The organism is Janthinobacterium tructae (genome assembly GCF_006517255.1).
Taxonomy (GTDB): domain Bacteria; phylum Pseudomonadota; class Gammaproteobacteria; order Burkholderiales; family Burkholderiaceae_D; genus Janthinobacterium; species Janthinobacterium tructae.
This window is the reverse complement of the sequence record NZ_CP041185.1, coordinates 4,040,888-4,059,729: the sequence shown is the minus strand read 5'-3', so window position 1 is coordinate 4,059,729 and position 18,842 is coordinate 4,040,888. Positions and strand designations below refer to the sequence as shown.

Here is an 18,842-nt window from a genome sequence, read left to right as displayed (position 1 = left end):
GAATGGAATATGCGTGAGATGAAGAAACGAGGTAACGGCGCGCCGCAGGCGCCCGCGACCGCCTTGAGCCTGCTGTGCCTGGCCATGCTGGCGCTGCCCGGCATGGCGCGCGCCCAGGACGCCGTCCCGGCGGCCGCCCCCGTGGCCGCGCCGGAACGGCAAGTGACGATCGAGGAATACCTGGTGCGCGGCAATACCGTGCTCGATGCGCGTGCCATCGAAGAGGCCGTCACGCCCTTCCTGGGACCGGGCCGCACCCTGAAGGATGTGGAAGGGGCACGCGACGCCTTGGTCGCCGCCTATCAGGCGCGGGGCTACCAGTCCGTCTATGTCGACTTGCCCGAGCAGCAGGTGGAGCAGGGCGTGGTGGTGCTGCAGGTCAGTGAAACCAAGGTGGGCCGCTTGCGCGTGGTCGGTGCGCAGTACAACTCGCCGCTCGACGTGCGCCAGCAAGTGCCGGCACTGATGGAGGGCAAGGTGCCTGACTTTACCCAGGCGCAAGTGGAACTGACGGCCCTGAACCGTGGTCCCAAGCGTCAGGTGATGCCGCTGGTCAAGCAGGGCAGCCTGCCCGGCACCATGGACGTGGACTTGAAAGTGGACGACAGCAGCCCATGGCGCGCCAGCGTCGGCCTGAACAACGATTACAGCGCCGATACGAAGAAATTGCGTACCAGTATGTCGCTGGGTCACGACAACCTGTGGCAGATGGGGCATAGCGCCACCCTCAGCTTTTTCGGCACGCCGGGCGACCTGAACCAGACCAAGGTGTGGTCCGCCTCGTACGTGGCACCGATCGGCACGCAGGGCTGGAGCGTGGAAGCGACCGGCTACCAGTCGAACAGCAACGTCGCCAGCACGGGCGGCACCAGCGTGCTGGGCAAGGGCCACGCGCTGGGCATGAAAGTCAACTACACGGTGCCCAACAGCGGCATCTGGTGGCACAGCTTTTCTGCCGGTATCGATTTCAAGGATAACCAGGAAGCCTTGAAACTCAATGGCACGGGCAGCAATATTCCGCTCAAGTACGTGCCCCTGAGCGTGTCGTATAACGGCTTTGCGCAGACGGAGACGGCGACGTATGGCCTGGGCCTGTCGCTGGTGGCCGGCACGCGCGCCTCGTTCGGCTATGGCAGCGACAGCGCCGCCTACGACAACAAGCGCTACAAGGCTACACCCAGCTTCCTCGTCCTGAAGGGCGACGCCAACGCCACCTATACCCTGGGCAGCGGCGCGCAGCTGTACGGCAAGCTGGCGGGCCAGCTGGCCGATGCGGCGCTGGTGTCGGGCGAACAGATGGCCGCCGGCGGCGCCAATTCCGTGCGCGGCTACCTGTCGGCCGAAGCGACGGGCGACTACGGCGTGTCCGGCACGCTCGAATGGCGCACGCCCCAGCTGACGTATTTCAGCCGCCTGGAAAACTGGCGCTTGTTTGCCTTTGCCGATGGCGCGCGCCTGCGCCTGCGCGATCCGATGATCGAGCAGAAAGACCTGTTCGGCCTGGCCTCCGTGGGCGTGGGCAGCAGCTTCCAGTTCCTGCGCTACCTGAATGGCCGCATCGACTTTTCGTATCCGCTGCGCGATGGCCCGCGCACGCACAAACACGTGCGCCGCATCAATTTCAACCTGTCGGCCAGCTACTGACGGGCCAGCTCAACAGCACTGTACTTTTTTAGACTTTTCTTCGGAGAATTACTGTCATGCAACGTCTTCTTTTCTTGCTCACGATCCTGGGTACGCTCGTTCCCGGCCTGGCGCACGCCTGGTGGCAGCCCGACTGGGCTTACCGCAAACCCGTCACCGTCGATGCCGGCCCGAAGGCCGGCGCCGTGGGCGGCGATCCCGGCCGCATTCCCGTGCTGCTGCGCTTGCATTCGGGTAATTTCAACTTCGAAGGCGTCAGCGACAGCGGCGCCGACCTGCGCTTCGTGGCGGGCGACGATAAAACGGTGCTGAACCACCAGATCGAGCAATTCAACCCGCTGCTGGGCATCGCCCTGATCTGGGTCGACGTGCCGGCGCTGACGGCCGGTACGCCGCAAAAATTGTGGATGTACTACGGCAATCCGAAGGCGCCCGCGTCCGGCAACGGCCAGCGCACCTTCGACCCCGACTACAGCCTGGTGTACCACTTCGCCGAACCGGGCGTGCCCTCGCGCGACAGCACCGCCTACGGCAACCATGCCCAGACGGCCGTGCCGGCGCTCGACGGTTCCGTCATCGGTGCCGGTGCCCGCCTGGGCAGCGCGCCCCTGATGCTGCCCGCCTCGCCTTCGCTGGCGCTGGCCGCCGCTGCGCCATTTACCTTCTCGGCCTGGGTACGCCCGGACAGCCTGGGCGCGCAGCAAGTGCTGTATGCACGCCGCGACGGCGCCAATGAATTGCTGATCGGTATAGACCAGGGCGTGCCGTTCGTGCAGGTGAATGGCCAGCGCAGCAAGCCGGGCCAACCGATCCAGGCCGCGCAATGGTCGCACCTGGCAGTGAAGGCCGACAAAGCCAACGTGGCCCTGTATGTGGGCGGCCGCCCAGCCGTCTCGCTGGCTACCGCCCTGCCAGCCTTTACGACTGCCGCCTCGGTGGGCGCCGATACGCCGCCGGTCGCCTCTGGTGCCGCTACCCTGGCCAACTTCACGGGCGCCATCGACGAGCTGCGCCTGTCGCGCACGGCCCGTCCCGATGCGCTGCTGCTGGCCGATGCCGTTTCGCAAGGTTCCGAATCGCGCCTGGCCGTGTTTGGCGCCGATGAACAGCAGGCCGGCAAAAGCCATTTCGGCTTCATCATCGCCGCCATGCCGCTCGACGCCTGGATCGTCGTCGGCTTGCTGGGCCTGATGATGGCCTTGTCGTGGATCATCATGATCGGCAAGGGCCGCAGCTATGGCGCCATCGCGCGCGCCAACGCGCAATTCATGCAAGCCTTCCACGAAGCGGCCGGCGCGCCGCTCGATCACCTGGCGCGCAACGGCAAGCTGAGCGCCTCCGTGAAGACCGATTCTTCGCTGTGGCGTTTGTATGACGTGGCCATCGACGAGATGCGCCGCCGCCACGACCGTGGCTACGACCTGAACGCCGTCTCGAACGCCACCATCGGCGCCATCCGCGCCGCCATGGATGGCGTGATGGTGCGCGAAAGCGAACGCATGTCGAAACGCATGATCTGGCTCTCGACCACCATCGAAGGCGCGCCGTATGTCGGCCTGTTCGGCACCGTGATCGGCATCATGCTGGTGTTCGTCGTGGCGGCCATGGCCGGCGCCGTGGACATCAACTCGGTGGCGCCGGGCATGGCCGCAGCATTGCTGTGTACGGCTGCCGGCCTGGGCGTGGCGATTCCCGCGCTGTTCGGCTACAACTGGCTGTCCTCGCGTTCCGACGCCATCGTCGCCGATATGGCTGTCTTCGTCGACGAATTCGCCACGCGCCTGGCTGAAGAGCAGGGCGATGGACGGCAGATGCGTCCCGCGCTGCAACAGGCGTGAGGGGCATATAACCATGGCCACCTCCGCCAAGTTTACCCCCCGCAAGCGTAGCGGCGGCATCAACATCACGCCCTTCGTCGACGTGCTGCTGGTGGTGCTGGTGATCTTCATTTTGACCAGCAACGCCAGCATTCCCGGCATCAAGGTCGACCTGCCCAAGGCCAGTTCGGCCATGGCGCTGGAAAAACCGAAGACCAAGGCCATCACCATCGACAACGCGGGCCAGGTCTTCCTCGATGCCTATCCCGTCACCCTGCCCGAGCTGGAAGAGCGTTTGCGCACGGAAAAGGCCTTGACGCCCGACTTTCCCGTGATCGTGCGCGGCGATGCCGCCGTGCAGTACGCGAAAGTGGTTGAAGTGCTCGACTTGCTGCGCCGCATCGACCTGAACCAGGTGGGCCTGGTGACCGGCAAGCCGGCATGAGGAGCGCAAGGTGAAGCGTGACGACATGATGAAGACGGCCGCCTCGGAAGCGTCGGGCGCGGCGCAGTGGTGGCGCCGCTGGGGCGGCGTGGCCGGCGGCGCGCTGCTGGCCGCTGGTCTGGCCGCGCTGGTCTGGTATTTGCTGTCCGACACGGCGGCCACCAAGCGCGAAGTGGCGGCGCCGCCGATGCTGATGCTGCCACCGCCGCCACCGCCGCCGCCGGAACCGGAAAAACTGCCGGAACCGACGCCCGACAAGGTGGTGCCGGAAGTGTCGGAGCCGGAACCGACGCCGGCCGACAAGCCCATGGATGACGCGCCGGAAAGTCCGTCGCCGGACAAGGGCGACCCGGTCACCATCGACGGCGCGGCGCAGGCCGGCAGCGACGCCTTCGGCATCCAGGCCGGACGCGGCGGCGGCATGAGCGGCAGCGGCGGTGGCGGCGGCCTCGGTGCGGGATCGTATGGCCGCTATGTGGCCAATGCCTTGCAGATGGCGTTCGCCCGCGACCCGCGCACGCGCCAGCTGGCATTCGCCGACATCCGCGTCGACCTGTGGCTCGATGCGGAAGGCCGGACGTCGAAGGTCCACCTTGTGCAAGGCACGGGCAATGCGCAGACGGATGAGCAGGTGCTGGCCATGGTGCGCGAATTCCGCGCCGATGAGCGGCCGCCGGCGTCCCTGCGTTTCCCGGCTCGTGTATCCATTAAAGGCCGCCGGCCGTGAACACCCGACCAAACCTGCTGCGCGTTGTGATTTGCGGCCTGCGATGCTCACTGTGCATGCGCACAGCTGCGCTTCTCAGCCACAATTCACTGCCGCTCGCGGCGGTTTTTTCAGGCGTTCTTTACGACATTCATATTAATTTTTACCGAAAGAAGCGATGAACCTCATATTTTCTTCCCCACAGCGCCTGCGTCGCCTTCCGCTGGCGTTCGCTGCCCTGGCCCTGAGCATGGCGGCCGGCGCAGTGCAAGCCCAGGCCGCAGCACCGGCCGACAGCACCATGGTCAAACTGATCCGTGGCCTGATCCAGAGCGGCGCCCTGAACAAGGATGCCGGCGAAGCGCTGCTGGCGCAGGCGCAGAGCGAAGCGCTGGCCGCGGCGCAAGCGCGTCCGGCCGCGGCACCGGCCGCCCTGGCGCAGGTACAGCCAGGCGACGTGCGCGTGCCGTATCTTTCACAAACCGTACGCGAGCAGATCCGCGACGAGATCAAGGGCCAGGTCATGGCCGAAGCGAAGGCGGGCGGCTGGGCGGCGCCGAATGAAACGCCGGCCTGGACCAAGCGCATCCGCGTCGAAGGCGATGTGCGCGCGCGTTACGAATCGCGCTACTACGACATGGCCAACAGCAATATCGAGATCGACTGGCGCTCGCTCAACAGCGGCAGCGGCTACGACGTCAATTCGAACACCAACCTGGCACTGCCGGCGCTGCTCAACACGCGCGAAGACCGCAAGCATTTGCTGCGTGCGCGTGCCCGCCTGGGTATCCTGGCCGACATTTCCGACAGCACGCAAGCGGGCATCCGCCTGGCCAGCGGCAATGACGACAGCCCCGTGTCCACCACGCAAACCCTGGGTGGCGGCCTGGGCAAGAAAAACATCTGGCTGGACCAGGCCTGGCTGTCGTACCAGCCCGCTTCCTGGCTGAAACTGACGGCGGGCCGCTTCGATAACCCGTTCGTGTCCGGCGATGAACTGTTTTCCAGCGAACTCAATTTTGACGGCATCGCCGCCAAGCTGCAGCAGCCGGTGGGCGCGAACAAGGACGTTACCGTGTTCGGCACGCTGGGCCTGATTCCGCTCGAGTATTCGTCCGACAATGCGCCTAGCCGCAGCCAGGCAAAAATGTCCAGCGAAAACAAATGGCTGCTTGGTGCGCAGGTGGGTGCCTCGTGGAAAATCAATAGCGACCATCAGTTGCGCGGCGCGCTGGCCTACTACAACTTCCGCAACATCAGCGGCGAATATTCGCAGCCGTGTGCGCTGTACGCGGGTGCCGATGGCTGCAGCACGGACTGGTCGCGTCCATCAAGCATGCAAAAGGGCAATAGCTTGATGCTGCTGCGCAATATCGCGCTGAACCCGCTCGACCCGGCGAATACGCCGCAGCCGCAATTCGTGGGGCTGGCGTCGAAATTCCGCCTGGCCAATATCAATGCGCGCTGGGACAGCAAGGTGGCCGGCGGCAAGGACTTGCGCATCGAAGGCGATTATGTGCGCAACATGGCCTACGACAAGAGTGAAATGTGGGCGCGCGCCAAGGGCGGCATCATGAACAACTTCGGCGGCACGGGCGGCGTCTCGCAAGCCGATTTCAGGAGCGGCGGCAATGCCTACATGCTGCAGGCGACCCTGGGCAAGGCGAACACGCAAGCGCGCGGCGACTGGAACGTGCTGCTCGGCTACAAGCGCATCGAACCGGACGCCTTGCCTGACGCCTACAACGATTCCACCTTCCACCTGGGCGGCACGAATGCGCGCGGGTATTACTTGGGCGGCGCGTATGCGCTCGACAAGAATACGTGGTTGAACGGCCGCTGGACGTCGAGCCGCGAAGTGTTCGGTTCGGCGCTGTCGATCGACACCCTGCAAATCGAATTGAACGCGCGTTTTTAAGGAGCCATGATGTTGATATCCAACAAAATGCGCCTGCCTTTATTGCTGTTGAGCTTACTGGCCGCCAGCACCGCCCAGGCGCAGGGACAGAAGGGGCAAAGCATGGAAGAGCGCCTGCGTGCCGAATTGCGCAATGTCACGGCGCAATTGCAGCAGACGCGTGGCGAGCTGGAAGTGCTGAAAGCCAAGGGCGGGCCTGCCGCCAAGGCCGCGCCCGCTGCTGCCGCTGCGCCTGCCAGCGATGGCTTGAAAAGGGAGCTGGCCCGCAGCCAGTCGCAGCTGGCGCAGGAGCGCGCGCAACGGGAAAAACTGGGCGAGCAGCAACAGCGCAGCGCCGCCGCCGCGCAAGAGGCAACGGCCAACCTGGCGCAATTGCGCCAGGCCAGCGAGCAGCTGGCCGCCACGGGCAAGCAGATCGAAGCGGAGCGTGCGCGCCTCGACGGCGAAGTGGCGTCGCAGCGCGGCGCCCTGGCGCGCTGCGAAAGCAAGAATGCCCAGCTGTATGCGGCCGGGCAGGAAATCCTGCAAGCGTATGAGGGCCTCAATGTGCTGGACGTCATGCAAGCGCGCCAGCCATTCGCCGCGCAAAGCCGCGTCAAGCTCGAGCAAATCGCCCAGCAGTATGGCGACCAGTTGTACCAGGGTCGCTTTGATGCGCGTCAGACGGAAACGCCGGCCGCGCCCGCAGCAGCCCCCCAATAGTTTTATTTTCTTGAAATGAATGGAATGACGATGGAACACACCAACACCAACTTGCTGACCACCCTGAATGCGGAACAAACGGCCGAGGCCATCAAGGCGGCCGGCTGCGCCGTGACGAGCATCGAACACGACGGCGTCGTGCGCCTGCACAGTGCCAGCCATGGCATCGGCTTTCAAGTGCTGTGGGGCAATGAAACGGCGCCTGGCCAGTATGCGGACCTGACCCTGAGCTGCCCGCTGCGCGTGCAGGGCGGCGATTTGCCGGCCGGCTTGCTGGCCGAATGGCACCGCAGCAAGCGTTTTGCCCGCGTGGCCCAGCATGGCGATTTCGTCGTGCTGGAAATGGATGTGCTGGTCGCCGGTGGCGTCAGCCGCGAATACCTGAATATCAATCTGCAACTGTGGACGCAGATGATGGGCCAGTTCTTCTTGTTTTTGCGCAACTTTACGCCAGCCGATACGAGCACGGCACCGGTAGTCGAGGCCGCCAGTGTGGCGGAAGAAGAAACTGTGCCGGCCTGACAAGAGCCGTCCACGGGCGGCAAAGATGGCCGGTGACGGGCCACTTTTGCCGCTTGCGGGTCCCAAGTGTCGTATTAAATACTTATTTTTTAGGCATCGCGCATTAAAACTGTTCAAAGAGCGTGTGTGAATCAAGCCAGCAACGCCTGTATGGCGGATAATATTGCCTGTTGCCGATTTGGATACGACCTTTACACAAAAATGCGCCCCATGGATTTTACCCGCGACGAAACCAGTGAAACCCCAGTTGCCCCGGCCAGCGCGCCGGGAGCGCCTTTGCCGTATGCCGTGGCCACCTGGCTGCAGCGGGTGGAGGCTGCCGCCCATCCGAAGGCCGTGCTGAGCATTGCCGAACCAGACCCCAAACTCAACCAGCATCGATTGATCTACGTGCTGGCGCCCACCAGCGGTGGCCGCCACGTGGCCCTGTGTCTGTACAAGGCGCGGCTGCGGCCGAATGGCGACGTGGCGGCCGCTTCTCCCATCAGCGAAATCTTTTCCCTGTTGTCGGCGCCGCCCACGTTTTTGACACCGGCCGACGAAGACCTCGTGCGTTTCTTCGTGGCCATGCGCAGCGGGCAGAATTCGCAGACGGGCAGCGCCACGGAGCCGAAGGGCAAGGTGGGCGCGGCCCTGCTGAAAATGCTGGCCGAGCAAGATAAACTGTTGTGGGCCAATTCCTGGGCAGACGTCGGCAATGGCCTCGTGTACCCGTTGAAGGAAGGTCCCGTGCGTCCCGCGCGCCTGTTCTGGCGCGACGAAGGCAAGACCATGCGCCTGGGCTGGCAAGTGGACCCGCCGGAAGGTGCGAAGCACCATGGCGCCGACCAGATCGACTACATGCTGCCCACCGATCCGCCGTGGTACATCGACAATCTGTCGTGCGGCGTGCTGGAACTGAATCAGGGCGGCTCCGACATTTCCCTCGCCGATCTGCAGGCGCTGGTGGCACAGGCGCCGCCCTTGAATGCGAACGACAAGGTCCGCGTGTCGCAACTGCTGCTGGCGCAAGGCTTGCAGCATTTGATGCCGCTGCCGCAACCGTTGCCGCAGCGCTTGCGCAAGGACGTGCCGGCGCAACCGGTCTTGCTGCTCGACAGCGCTCTGCTGGCCGATGGCAGCGCGCAGCGCTGGAGCGATTTCGCCGTGCTGTCCTACGACTACGACGGCGAGCGCGTCGCGTTCGACCCGTCGCAGCGCGTGGTGCGGCAAGTGGGCGAGGTGACGGAAATTATCCAGAGAAATACGCTCGATGAAGCGCGCGCGCTGGCCACCCTGGCCGAGCTGCAATTCAAGAAGCCGGGCTCGGCCCCCTTGAGCGGCTTGAAGGGTGCCTTGCAACTGCCTTCCCAGGCGGAATGGCTGCGTTTTGCCGAGTCCGGCATCGACGCCTTGCGCAAGCAGGGCTGGATCGTGGAAAAGACGGCCAAGTACCGCTACGACGTGAGCGAAGCCGGTGACTGGTACGCGGAGATCGACGACCAGGACCCGGACAGCGGCAACGCCTGGTTCGAGCTGGAACTGGGCATCGTCGTGAATCACGAAAGAGTGCCGCTGCTGCCCGTGCTGGTGCAGCTGATCCGCAACGCGCCCAACGATTTCAACCCGAAAGTCATCGAAGCGCATGCCGACGCTGACCAGATGCTGGCGACCTTGCCGGACGGCACGCGCGTCGCGCTGCCGTGGGGCCGGGTGCGCCCCATCCTCAACACGCTGGGGGAACTGTACTTCAGCGACAAGATCAAACATGCGGTGCGCATGTCGACCCTCGATGCGGCGCGCCTGGAAGAGCTGGCGCGGGGGCTGGAACTGCGCTGGACGGGCGGCGAGCAATTGCGCGCCATGGGCCGCAAGCTGAGCCAGTTTGGTTCCGTGCAAAAAGTGGCGGCGCCAGCCGGGCTGCAGGCCACCCTGCGCGATTACCAGGCCGATGGCCTGGCGTGGATGCAATTCCTGCGCGACCATGACCTGGCCGGTATTTTGGCCGATGACATGGGCCTCGGCAAGACCGTGCAAACCCTGGCGCATATCCTGGTGGAAAAGGAAGCGGGACGCCTCACGCATCCGGCGCTCGTGATTGCACCGACGAGTTTGATGGGCAACTGGCAGGACGAGGCGGCCAAGTTTGCGCCCAGCCTGAAAGTGTTGCTGCTGCAGGGCAAGGACCGCGCCCAGCAATTCGACCAGATCGACCAATGCGACCTGGTGCTGACTACCTATGCGCTGTTGCCGCGCGACGAGGAAACCTTGCGCGAGCATGATTTCCACCTGGTCATCCTCGACGAATCGCACTACATCAAGAATACGCGCAGCAAGGCGGCGCAAAGCGCGGGCCTGCTGCGCGCGCGCCACCGCCTGTGCCTGTCCGGCACGCCGCTGGAAAACCACCTGGGCGAACTGTGGTCGCAATTCCACTTCCTGCTGCCGGGCTTGCTGGGCGACGAGAAGACGTTCAACACCCAGTTCCGCCATCCGATCGAGCGCCAGGACGATCCGCTGCGCCGCATGCTGCTGAACCGCCGTATCAAACCGTTCCTGCTGCGCCGCACGAAGGACAATGTGGCCAAGGAACTGCCGCCGAAGACGGAAATGGTGCGCAAGGTGGAGCTGACGGGGCCGCAGCGCGACCTGTATGAAACCGTGCGTCTGGCGATGGATCAAAAAGTACGCGAAGAAATCGACAAGAAGGGCGTGGCGCGCAGCCAGATCGTCATCCTCGAAGCGCTGCTGAAACTGCGCCAGGTCTGCTGCGACCCGCGCCTGGTGAAATCCTTGCCGGCGAAGAAGCAGTCGGCCGGTTCGGCCAAGCTGCTCGACCTGATGCAGATGGTGGAAGACTTGCTCGACGAAGGGCGCAAGATCCTCGTCTTCTCGCAATTTACCAGCATGCTGGAATTGATCGAGGAAGAGCTCGAATCGCGCGACATTCCCTATGCCTTGCTGACGGGCGAGACGAAGGACCGGGGCGCGCAAGTGGCGGCCTTCCAGCAGGGCGCCGTGCCCATCTTCCTGATCAGCCTGAAGGCGGGCGGCGTGGGCCTGAACCTGACAGCCGCCGACACGGTCATCCACTACGATCCGTGGTGGAATCCGGCGGCGGAAAACCAGGCCACGGACCGCGCCTGGCGCATCGGCCAGGACAAGCCCGTGTTCGTCTATAAATTGATCGCGAAGGGCACGCTGGAAGAAAAAATCCAGTTGCTGCAGCAAAAGAAATCGGAGCTGGCGCAATCGATCCTGGCCGAAGGTGAAGCGCAGAAGATGGCCCTCACGCAGGAAGACTTGCAGCAGATTTTCGCCCCACTCGAAGATTAACGCTGCCGCACGCTTATACTTGGCGCTTCTTTCTCGCCAGGTATAAAGCATGCTGCCCTTTCTCATCCTGCTGCTTGCCGGCGCCATCCTGATGGCGCTGCGTTTCGTTCAGTTGCGCCGCGCCCTGCTGCGCGCGCGGGCGGGCGAAGCGCAGTTCCGCCTGCTGGCCGAACACGGCCGCGACGCGGCCTTCCTGCTCGACGCCACCACCCTCGAATTACTCTACATCAGCCCCGCCGCGCAGCGCCTGACGGGCCATGACTTGCCCGCCTTGCAGAGCCACGCGGCGCGCCTGGCGCAAGACCTGCCGGCCCGCTTGCAGCGCTGGCGCGCTGGCGACGCCAGCCGCTTGTCCCTGCTGCGCGAAGTGGAACTGCCGCATGCCGACGGGCATCTACTGGCGCTGGAAATCAGCTCGACCATCGTGCCCGCCGTACCGGGGCGGGGCGAAACCGTCGTGGGCACGCTGCGCGATGTCAGCGAGATCCAGGCGCAGGAAGCGGAACGGGAAAAGGAGCAAAAGCGCTTCGCCTCGATGCTGTCGCATGAGTTCCGCACGCCGCTGGCCACCATCGACGGCGCCATCCAGCGCCTCGTCTCGACGTCGAAAGACGCCGACGAGGCCACGCGCAAGCGCTATGTGAAAATCCAGACGGCCGTCGACCGTTTGTTAGCCATGATCGACGACTATCTGTCGCCCGAACGCATGGCGGCGCTGGGCCGCGAGCGGGCCGCCGACGGCATCGCGCCGCTGGCCTTGCTGCAGCAGGCGGCCGCCACCGTGCCCGCCAGCCACCGCGTGCAGCTGGAACTGGACGAGGACTTGCCGGCCAGACTGCGCTGCGACGTGCCCGGCATGGCTCTGTGCCTGAAAATCCTGCTGGACAATGCCGTCAAATTCAGCCCGCCTGCGAGCAGCATCACCGTGTCGGCCAGGCTGGTGCCCGAGGGCGGTGTGGCACTGTGCGTGCGCGATGCGGGGCCAGGCTTGCGGGAAGAAGAACTGGCGCAGCTGTTCGAAAAAGGCAGCCGTGGAAGCCATGCCACGCATCCCGGTGCGGGCCTGGGCCTGTACATGGCGCGCGCCGTAGTGGACGTGCATGGGGGGAGTTTGCAGGGGCATAATCTGCCCGAAGGCGGGGCGCTTTTCCGCATTTGGCTGCCGCTTCCTGTCTAGACAAGGAAAAGCCTTGCTTCCGCTGAAGGCAACCGTGATAATTCCTTGACGTAAACCTATTGTGCCGTCCATCATGGTGCAGAAGTGAATGGCATGGTTTGCCCACGGTAGCTCACTAACGGAAGAATGGCGTTGCAATGACGAAAATACTGATCGTCGAAGACAATCTGGACTACGCCGAAGACATGGCGGAGTTTCTCGTTGAGCTCGAACATGAAGTCCATATCACCAGTTCCGCTGGCGGGATGTGGACGGCGTTGAGCCATGGCAATGTCGGCGTGGTGGTGCTGGACCTGGGCTTGCCTGACGAGGACGGCTTCAACGTCATCCCCCGCATGCGCCAGCTGTATCCGCAAATTGGCGTGCTGGTGCTGACGGGGCGTGTCGCTTTCGACAGCCGCATCCTGGGCTTGCGCCTGGGTGCCGACCACTATCTGACCAAGCCGATCAAGTTTCCCGAACTGGCCGCCCACATCGAGGCGCTCGACCGCCGCGTCGGCCCGCAAGATCCCGTGCCTGAGCCGGGCAAGTGGACCTTGAAAGTGAGCGCGCGCCAACTTGAGCTGATGGGCGCCGTCATCGCCCTGACGGAAAAAGAATTCAACTTCCTGCACTTGCTCACCATCAACACCCGCCCCGTGCCGCGCGATGTCATTGTGGCCGGCATGGGCGGCGAAGATCCCGATGCGGGCCGCCGGGTCGACATGCTCGTGTACCGCCTGCGCAAGAAAGCCAAGACGGGCCTGGGCCAGGACTTGCCGCTGCGCAGCGCGTATGGCGAAGGCTACAGCCTGTCGGCCAGTTTTAATCTGTCCTGATAGTCCCTAGTGCACCACCCGCAAGCGGGCCGCAGCATAAAAGGGACAGAGTCCATCGCTTTTCCCGATATTTTCAATAAAACAGGGTCAGAGTCGTGTCTGGCGCGCCAGAGTGTGTAAAATCAAGGCCTTAGCCTATATTTACCGACTCTGCCATGGCCCGTTTACCCCGTCTCATCATTCCCGCATTGCCCCATTACGTGATCCAGCGCGGCAGCAACCGCCAGCTGGTGTTCCAGGACACGGCTGACTACGCGCAATGCCTGTCCTGGCTGAAAACGGGCGCGAAAATGTTCAAGGTGGCCATTCACGCCTATGTTTTATTGCCTGATCAGCTACATTTACTGGCTACGCCAGCCGACGCGACGGGCCTGGGGCAGCTGATGCAGTGGCTGGGACGCTATTACGTGCCGTATTTCAATCAGAAATACGGCCGCGAAGGTGCTTTGTGGCAGGGACGCTACAAAACCTCCGTCATCGATGCCGACAATTTCTTCCTGACTTGCTGCCGCTACCTGGAGTGCGTGCCCGTGCAAACGGGCCTGGCGGCCCAGGCGCTGGACCATGCGTGGTCCAGCTATGCCCACCATGCGGGTGTGCGTCCCGATCCCCTCATCACCGACCACGCGCTGTACTGGGCGCTGGGCAATACGCCGTTCGACCGCGAGGCCGCCTATCTGCGCCTGTTCGAGCAAGGCCTGGGCAGCAGCCAGGTAAACACCCTGGAACAGGCTGTATTGAAGGGCTGGCCGCTGGGCTCGGACGCTTTCAAACAGGCGCTGGAGCAGAAAATGCAGCGGCAAGTGCTGCCTGCCAAGCGGGGCCGTCCCCGCAAAATCGCGGCCGCAACGGGTGCCAATTGAAAAGCATTCGCATTTAAAACAAAAGTGGTTTCTTTCTGATGTTTTATTGAAATTGGTTCGACTGCGTCCCTATTAAATTTTTAGAGCGGCAGAATCAAATTTAATTCGACTCCGACCCTAATTGTTGTAGTTGAGTTTTTTGTTGCGTTGCACTACTCTAGGTTTTCGATACTCATATGCAGCGGAGAAGCCCATGAAAGCGCAAGGCCTGTACGACCCAGCCAATGAACACGATGCCTGCGGCGTCGGTTTCGTCGCCCATATCAAGGGCAACAAGACCCATTCGATCGTCGAACAGGGTTTGCTGATTCTGAAAAACCTCGATCACCGGGGCGCCGTGGGCGCCGATGCGCTGATGGGCGATGGCGCCGGCATCCTGATTCAGATTCCCGACCAGTACTACCGCGAAGAAATGGCCAAGCAGGGCGTGGAATTGCCGCCGCCTGGCGAATACGGCGTGGGCATGGTCTTCTTGCCGAAGGAACACGCGTCGCGCATCGCTTGCGAACAGGAAATCGAACGCGCCGTGCGCATCGAGGGACAAGTCGTGCTGGGCTGGCGCAACGTGCCCATCGATACGGATATGCCGATGTCGCCCACCGTGCGCGCCAAGGAACCGGTCATCCGACAGATCTTCATCGGCCGCGGCCCGGACATCATGGTCACCGATGCGCTCGAGCGCAAACTGTATGTGATCCGCAAATCGTCGGGCCACGCCATCCAGGCGTTGAAGCTGCTGCACGGCAAGGAATTCTTCGTGCCGTCGATGTCGGCGCGCACGATTGTGTATAAAGGCTTGCTGCTGGCCGACCAGGTGGGCGTGTATTACAAGGACTTGCAGGATGCGCGCTGCATCTCGGCCCTGGCCCTGGTGCACCAGCGTTTCTCGACGAATACCTTCCCCGAATGGCCGCTGGCCCACCCCTACCGTTTGATCGCGCACAATGGCGAGATCAACACCGTCAAAGGCAACTTCAACTGGATGCGCGCGCGCGAAGGCGTGATGAAGTCGGCCGTGCTGGGCGACGACCTGCAGAAACTCTTTCCGCTGATCTATGAAGGCCAGTCCGACACGGCGTGCTTCGACAATGCGCTGGAACTGCTGTTGATGGCCGGTTATCCGATCGCCCAGGCGATGATGATGATGATTCCGGAAGCGTGGGAAAACCACACGACGATGGACGACAACCGCCGCGCCTTCTATGAATACCACGCGGCCATGATGGAACCGTGGGATGGCCCCGCCGCCATGGCGTTTACGGATGGCCGCCATATCGGCGGCACGCTGGACCGCAATGGCTTGCGTCCGGCCCGTTATATCGTCACGGACGACGACCTGGTGGTGATGGCGTCGGAATCGGGTGTGCTGCCGATCCCGGAATCGAAAATCATCCAGAAATGGCGCTTGCAGCCTGGTAAAATGTTCCTGATCGACCTGGAAGCGGGCCGCATCATCGACGACCAGGAACTGAAAAACACCTACGCCAACGCCAAGCCATATAAAGCGTGGATCAACTCGGTGCGCATCAAGCTCGACGAGATCAAGCTGGCCGAAGGCCAGGCGAAACACGACCGCGCCCAGGGCGAAAAAGAGCAGCCATCGTTGCTCGATCGCCAGCAGGCGTTCGGCTATACGCAGGAAGACTTGAAATTCCTCATGGCACCGATGGCCGTGGCCGGCGAAGAGGCGACGGGGTCGATGGGCAATGACTCGCCGCTGGCCGTCATGTCGAACAAATTGAAGCCGCTGTATAACTACTTCAAGCAACTGTTCGCGCAAGTGACGAATCCGCCGATCGACCCGATCCGCGAAGCGATGGTGATGTCGCTGGTGTCGTTCATCGGCCCGAAACCGAACTTGCTCGATACCAACAACGTCAACCCGCCGATGCGCCTGGAAGTGGCGCAGCCCGTGCTGGGCTTTGACGACATGGCGCGGCTGCGCAACATCAGCGCCCACACGGGCGGCAAGTTCAAGTCATACGAGCTGGACATCTGCTACCCGCTGGCCTGGGGCAAGGAAGGCGTGGAAGCGTGCCTTGCGTCGCTGTGCGCGGAAGCCGTCGATGCCGTCAAATCCGGCCACAACATCCTGATCGTCTCGGACCGCGCCATTTGCGCCGACCAGGTGGCGATCCCTGCGCTGCTGGCCACCTCGACCGTGCACCAGCACCTGGTGAGCAAGGGCTTGCGCGCCTCCACCGGCCTCGTCGTGGAAACGGGCTCGGCCCGCGAAACGCACCACTTCGCCCTGCTCGCTGGCTATGGCGCAGAAGCCGTCCACCCGTACCTGGCCATGGAAACCCTGGCCGAGATGGCGCACGGCTTGCCTGGCGATTTGTCGGCCGAGAAAGCCATCTACAACTACACCAAGGCGGTGGGTAAAGGCTTGATGAAGGTCATGTCGAAGATGGGCATTTCGACGTATATGTCGTACTGCGGCGCGCAAATCTTCGAAGCCATCGGCTTGAACAAGTCGCTGGTGGACAAATACTTCAAGGGCACGGCGTCGAACGTGGAAGGCATCGGCGTGTTTGAAGTGGCGGAAGAAGCGCTGCGCCTGCACGCGCTGGCCTTCGGCAACGATCCCGTGCTGATGGATAAGCTCGACGCAGGTGGCGAATATGCGTTCCGCGTGCGTGGCGAAGACCACATGTGGACGCCGGATGCGATTGCGAAGTTGCAGCATTCGACGCGCAGCAACAATTTCTCCAGCTATAAAGAGTACGCGCAAATCATCAACGACCAGAGCCGTCGCCACCTGACCCTGCGCGGCCTGTTCGAATTCAAGCTCGATCCGACCAAGGCGATACCGCTCGACGAAGTGGAACCGGCCAAGGAAATCGTCAAGCGTTTTGCTACCGGCGCGATGTCGCTCGGCTCGATCAGCACGGAAGCGCACGCGACCCTGGCCGTGGCCATGAACCGCATCGGCGGCAAGTCGAACACGGGCGAGGGCGGCGAAGATCCGAACCGCTATACGCAGGAATTGAAGGGCATCCCGATCCGCCAGGGCGACACCATGGCGTCCATCGTGGGCGCCGAGCAGATCGTCGTCGATATTCCCCTGCAGGAAGGCGATTCCATGCGCTCGCGCATCAAGCAGGTGGCGTCGGGACGTTTCGGCGTCACGGCAGCCTACCTGAACTCGGCCGACCAGATCCAGATCAAGATGGCGCAAGGCGCGAAACCGGGCGAAGGCGGCCAGTTGCCAGGCCATAAAGTGTCGGAATACATCGCCAGCCTGCGCTTCTCCGTGCCGGGCGTGGGCCTGATTTCGCCGCCGCCGCACCATGACATCTATTCGATCGAAGATCTGGCGCAGCTGATCCATGACTTGAAAAATGCCAATCCGCGTGCTTCGATTTCCGTGAAACTGGTGTCGGAAGTCGGTATCGGCACGGTCGCCGCCGGCGTCACCAAGGCCAAAGCCGACCATGTCGTCGTCGCCGGCCACGACGGCGGCACGGGCGCCTCGCCATTGTCGTCCGTGAAGCATGCGGGTACGCCATGGGAGCTGGGTCTGGCCGAAACGCAACAAACGCTGGTCTTGAATGGCTTGCGCAGCCGCATTCGCGTGCAGGCCGACGGCCAGATGAAAACGGGCCGCGACGTGGTCATCGCCGCCCTGCTGGGCGCCGACGAAATCGGTTTCGCCACGGCACCGCTGGTGGTCGAAGGCTGCATCATGATGCGTAAATGCCATTTGAATACGTGCCCGGTGGGCGTGGCCACGCAAGACCCGGTGCTGCGCGCCAAGTTCTCCGGCAAGCCCGAGTATGTCGTCAATTACTTCTTCTTCGTTGCCGAAGAAGCCCGTCAATTGATGGCGCAGCTGGGTATCCGCACGTATGACGAATTGATCGGCCGCGTCGATTTGCTCGATAAATCGAAGGCGATTTCGCACTGGAAGGCGCAAGGCCTGGACTTCTCGGCCATCTTCTACAAGCCGGAAACACCAAGCGGCCAAGCCTGCCGCCACGTGGAGTTCCAGGACCATGCGCTGGAGAAAGCACTGGACCACAAGCTGATCGCGCAAGCGCGCGCGGCGCTGGAGAAGGGCGAACGCGTCTCCTTCATCTCGCCGGTGCGCAACGTCAACCGCACGGTGGGCACCATGCTGTCCGGCGAAGTGGCGAAGAAATATGGCCACGCCGGCTTGCCGGACGACACCATCCACATCCAGTTGCAAGGCACGGCGGGCCAGTCGGCCTGCGCCTTCCTGGCGCACGGCATCACGATCGACCTGGTGGGCGAGGGCAACGATTACGTCGGTAAAGGCTTGTCGGGCGGACGCATCATCGTGCGGCCGAATACGGAATTCCGTGGCTGGGCCGTGGATAACATCATCATCGGCAACACGGTGCTGTACGGCGCCATTGCCGGCGAAGCCTTCTTCAATGGCGTGGCCGGTGAACGCTTTGCCGTGCGCAACTCGGGCGCCACCACGGTGGTCGAGGGTCTGGGCGACCATGGCTGCGAATACATGACGGGCGGCACCGTCGTGGTGCTGGGCAACACGGGGCGCAACTTCGCGGCCGGCATGTCGGGCGGCATCGCCTATGTGTATGACCCGGCCGGCGACTTTGCCACCAAATGCAACACGGCCATGGTCAGCCTGGACAAGGTCGTGTCGGCAGCGGAACAGCATCTCGACCGCGACGCCTGGCATACGCAGCACCGCGACGGCGTGCCGGAAGCCGATGAGGTCATCCTCAAGCGCCTGATCGAGCGTCACTTCAAGCACACGGGCAGCACCCGCGCCCGCGTCCTGCTCGACGATTGGGCTGCGGCGCGCGGTAAGTTCGTGAAAGTCTTCCCGAACGAATACAAGCGCGCGCTGATTGAAATGGCTGCCGATGCCGCCATGGACGTGCAAGCCGTCGCCGCCTGAGCCAGCCGAGATGAATGTGAA

General features: G+C 63.2%; 12 protein-coding genes. All 12 read left to right on the top strand.

Annotated elements, in window-relative coordinates; translation table 11 throughout:
* Window positions 1-18 precede the first annotated feature (18 nt).
* Complete coding sequence (locus FJQ89_RS17780) at window positions 19-1,644, top strand: ShlB/FhaC/HecB family hemolysin secretion/activation protein (protein WP_243136106.1); 1,626 nt, start codon at window positions 19-21, stop codon at window positions 1,642-1,644.
* Window positions 1,645-1,700: 56 nt separating this feature from the next.
* Window positions 1,701-3,482: a DUF2341 domain-containing protein gene (locus FJQ89_RS17775; RefSeq protein ID WP_141171121.1), complete on the top strand. Its 1,782-nt coding sequence runs from the start codon at window positions 1,701-1,703 to the stop codon at window positions 3,480-3,482.
* A gap of 13 nt (window positions 3,483-3,495) precedes the next feature.
* A complete protein-coding gene (locus FJQ89_RS17770) occupies window positions 3,496-3,906 on the top strand; it encodes an ExbD/TolR family protein (RefSeq protein WP_034753784.1) in 411 nt (136 codons plus the stop codon).
* 10 nt (window positions 3,907-3,916) lie between these two features.
* Window positions 3,917-4,633: a hypothetical protein gene (locus FJQ89_RS17765; protein ID WP_243136609.1), complete on the top strand. Its 717-nt coding sequence runs from the start codon at window positions 3,917-3,919 to the stop codon at window positions 4,631-4,633.
* Window positions 4,634-4,790: 157 nt separating this feature from the next.
* Complete coding sequence (locus FJQ89_RS17760) at window positions 4,791-6,530, top strand: putative porin (RefSeq protein WP_205704505.1); 1,740 nt, start codon at window positions 4,791-4,793, stop codon at window positions 6,528-6,530.
* A gap of 6 nt (window positions 6,531-6,536) precedes the next feature.
* A complete protein-coding gene (locus FJQ89_RS17755) occupies window positions 6,537-7,232 on the top strand; it encodes a hypothetical protein (protein WP_141171120.1) in 696 nt (231 codons plus the stop codon).
* 30 nt (window positions 7,233-7,262) lie between these two features.
* A complete protein-coding gene (locus FJQ89_RS17750) occupies window positions 7,263-7,754 on the top strand; it encodes a YbjN domain-containing protein (RefSeq protein ID WP_243136105.1) in 492 nt (163 codons plus the stop codon).
* 210 nt (window positions 7,755-7,964) lie between these two features.
* On the top strand, window positions 7,965-11,069 hold the full coding sequence (locus tag FJQ89_RS17745) for a DEAD/DEAH box helicase (RefSeq protein ID WP_141171118.1): 3,105 nt from the start codon (window positions 7,965-7,967) through the stop codon (window positions 11,067-11,069).
* A 49-nt stretch (window positions 11,070-11,118) separates the two neighbouring features.
* Window positions 11,119-12,246: a PAS domain-containing sensor histidine kinase gene (locus FJQ89_RS17740; protein ID WP_141171117.1), complete on the top strand. Its 1,128-nt coding sequence runs from the start codon at window positions 11,119-11,121 to the stop codon at window positions 12,244-12,246.
* A 137-nt stretch (window positions 12,247-12,383) separates the two neighbouring features.
* On the top strand, window positions 12,384-13,064 hold the full coding sequence (locus tag FJQ89_RS17735) for a response regulator transcription factor (RefSeq protein WP_034753797.1): 681 nt from the start codon (window positions 12,384-12,386) through the stop codon (window positions 13,062-13,064).
* Between the two features lie 155 nt (window positions 13,065-13,219).
* A complete protein-coding gene (locus FJQ89_RS17730; protein ID WP_141171116.1) occupies window positions 13,220-13,927 on the top strand; it encodes a transposase in 708 nt (235 codons plus the stop codon).
* Between the two features lie 193 nt (window positions 13,928-14,120).
* Window positions 14,121-18,821, top strand: a complete 4,701-nt coding sequence (locus tag FJQ89_RS17725; protein ID WP_141171115.1) for a glutamate synthase-related protein — start codon at window positions 14,121-14,123, stop codon at window positions 18,819-18,821.
* The last annotated feature ends 21 nt before the right edge of the window (window positions 18,822-18,842 follow it).

Bases quoted from the DNA above. Each gene is read 5' to 3' on its own strand.
- FJQ89_RS17780 (WP_243136106.1), top strand. From the start codon at position 19: ATGAAGAAACGAGGTAACGGCGCGCCGCAGGCGCCCGCGACCGCCTTG.
- FJQ89_RS17775 (WP_141171121.1), top strand. From the start codon at position 1,701: ATGCAACGTCTTCTTTTCTTGCTCACGATCCTGGGTACGCTCGTTCCC.
- FJQ89_RS17770 (WP_034753784.1), top strand. From the start codon at position 3,496: ATGGCCACCTCCGCCAAGTTTACCCCCCGCAAGCGTAGCGGCGGCATC.
- FJQ89_RS17760 (WP_205704505.1), top strand. From the start codon at position 4,791: ATGAACCTCATATTTTCTTCCCCACAGCGCCTGCGTCGCCTTCCGCTG.
- FJQ89_RS17755 (WP_141171120.1), top strand. From the start codon at position 6,537: ATGATGTTGATATCCAACAAAATGCGCCTGCCTTTATTGCTGTTGAGC.
- FJQ89_RS17750 (WP_243136105.1), top strand. From the start codon at position 7,263: ATGGAACACACCAACACCAACTTGCTGACCACCCTGAATGCGGAACAA.
- FJQ89_RS17745 (WP_141171118.1), top strand. From the start codon at position 7,965: ATGGATTTTACCCGCGACGAAACCAGTGAAACCCCAGTTGCCCCGGCC.
- FJQ89_RS17740 (WP_141171117.1), top strand. From the start codon at position 11,119: ATGCTGCCCTTTCTCATCCTGCTGCTTGCCGGCGCCATCCTGATGGCG.
- FJQ89_RS17735 (WP_034753797.1), top strand. From the start codon at position 12,384: ATGACGAAAATACTGATCGTCGAAGACAATCTGGACTACGCCGAAGAC.
- FJQ89_RS17730 (WP_141171116.1), top strand. From the start codon at position 13,220: ATGGCCCGTTTACCCCGTCTCATCATTCCCGCATTGCCCCATTACGTG.
- FJQ89_RS17725 (WP_141171115.1), top strand. From the start codon at position 14,121: ATGAAAGCGCAAGGCCTGTACGACCCAGCCAATGAACACGATGCCTGC.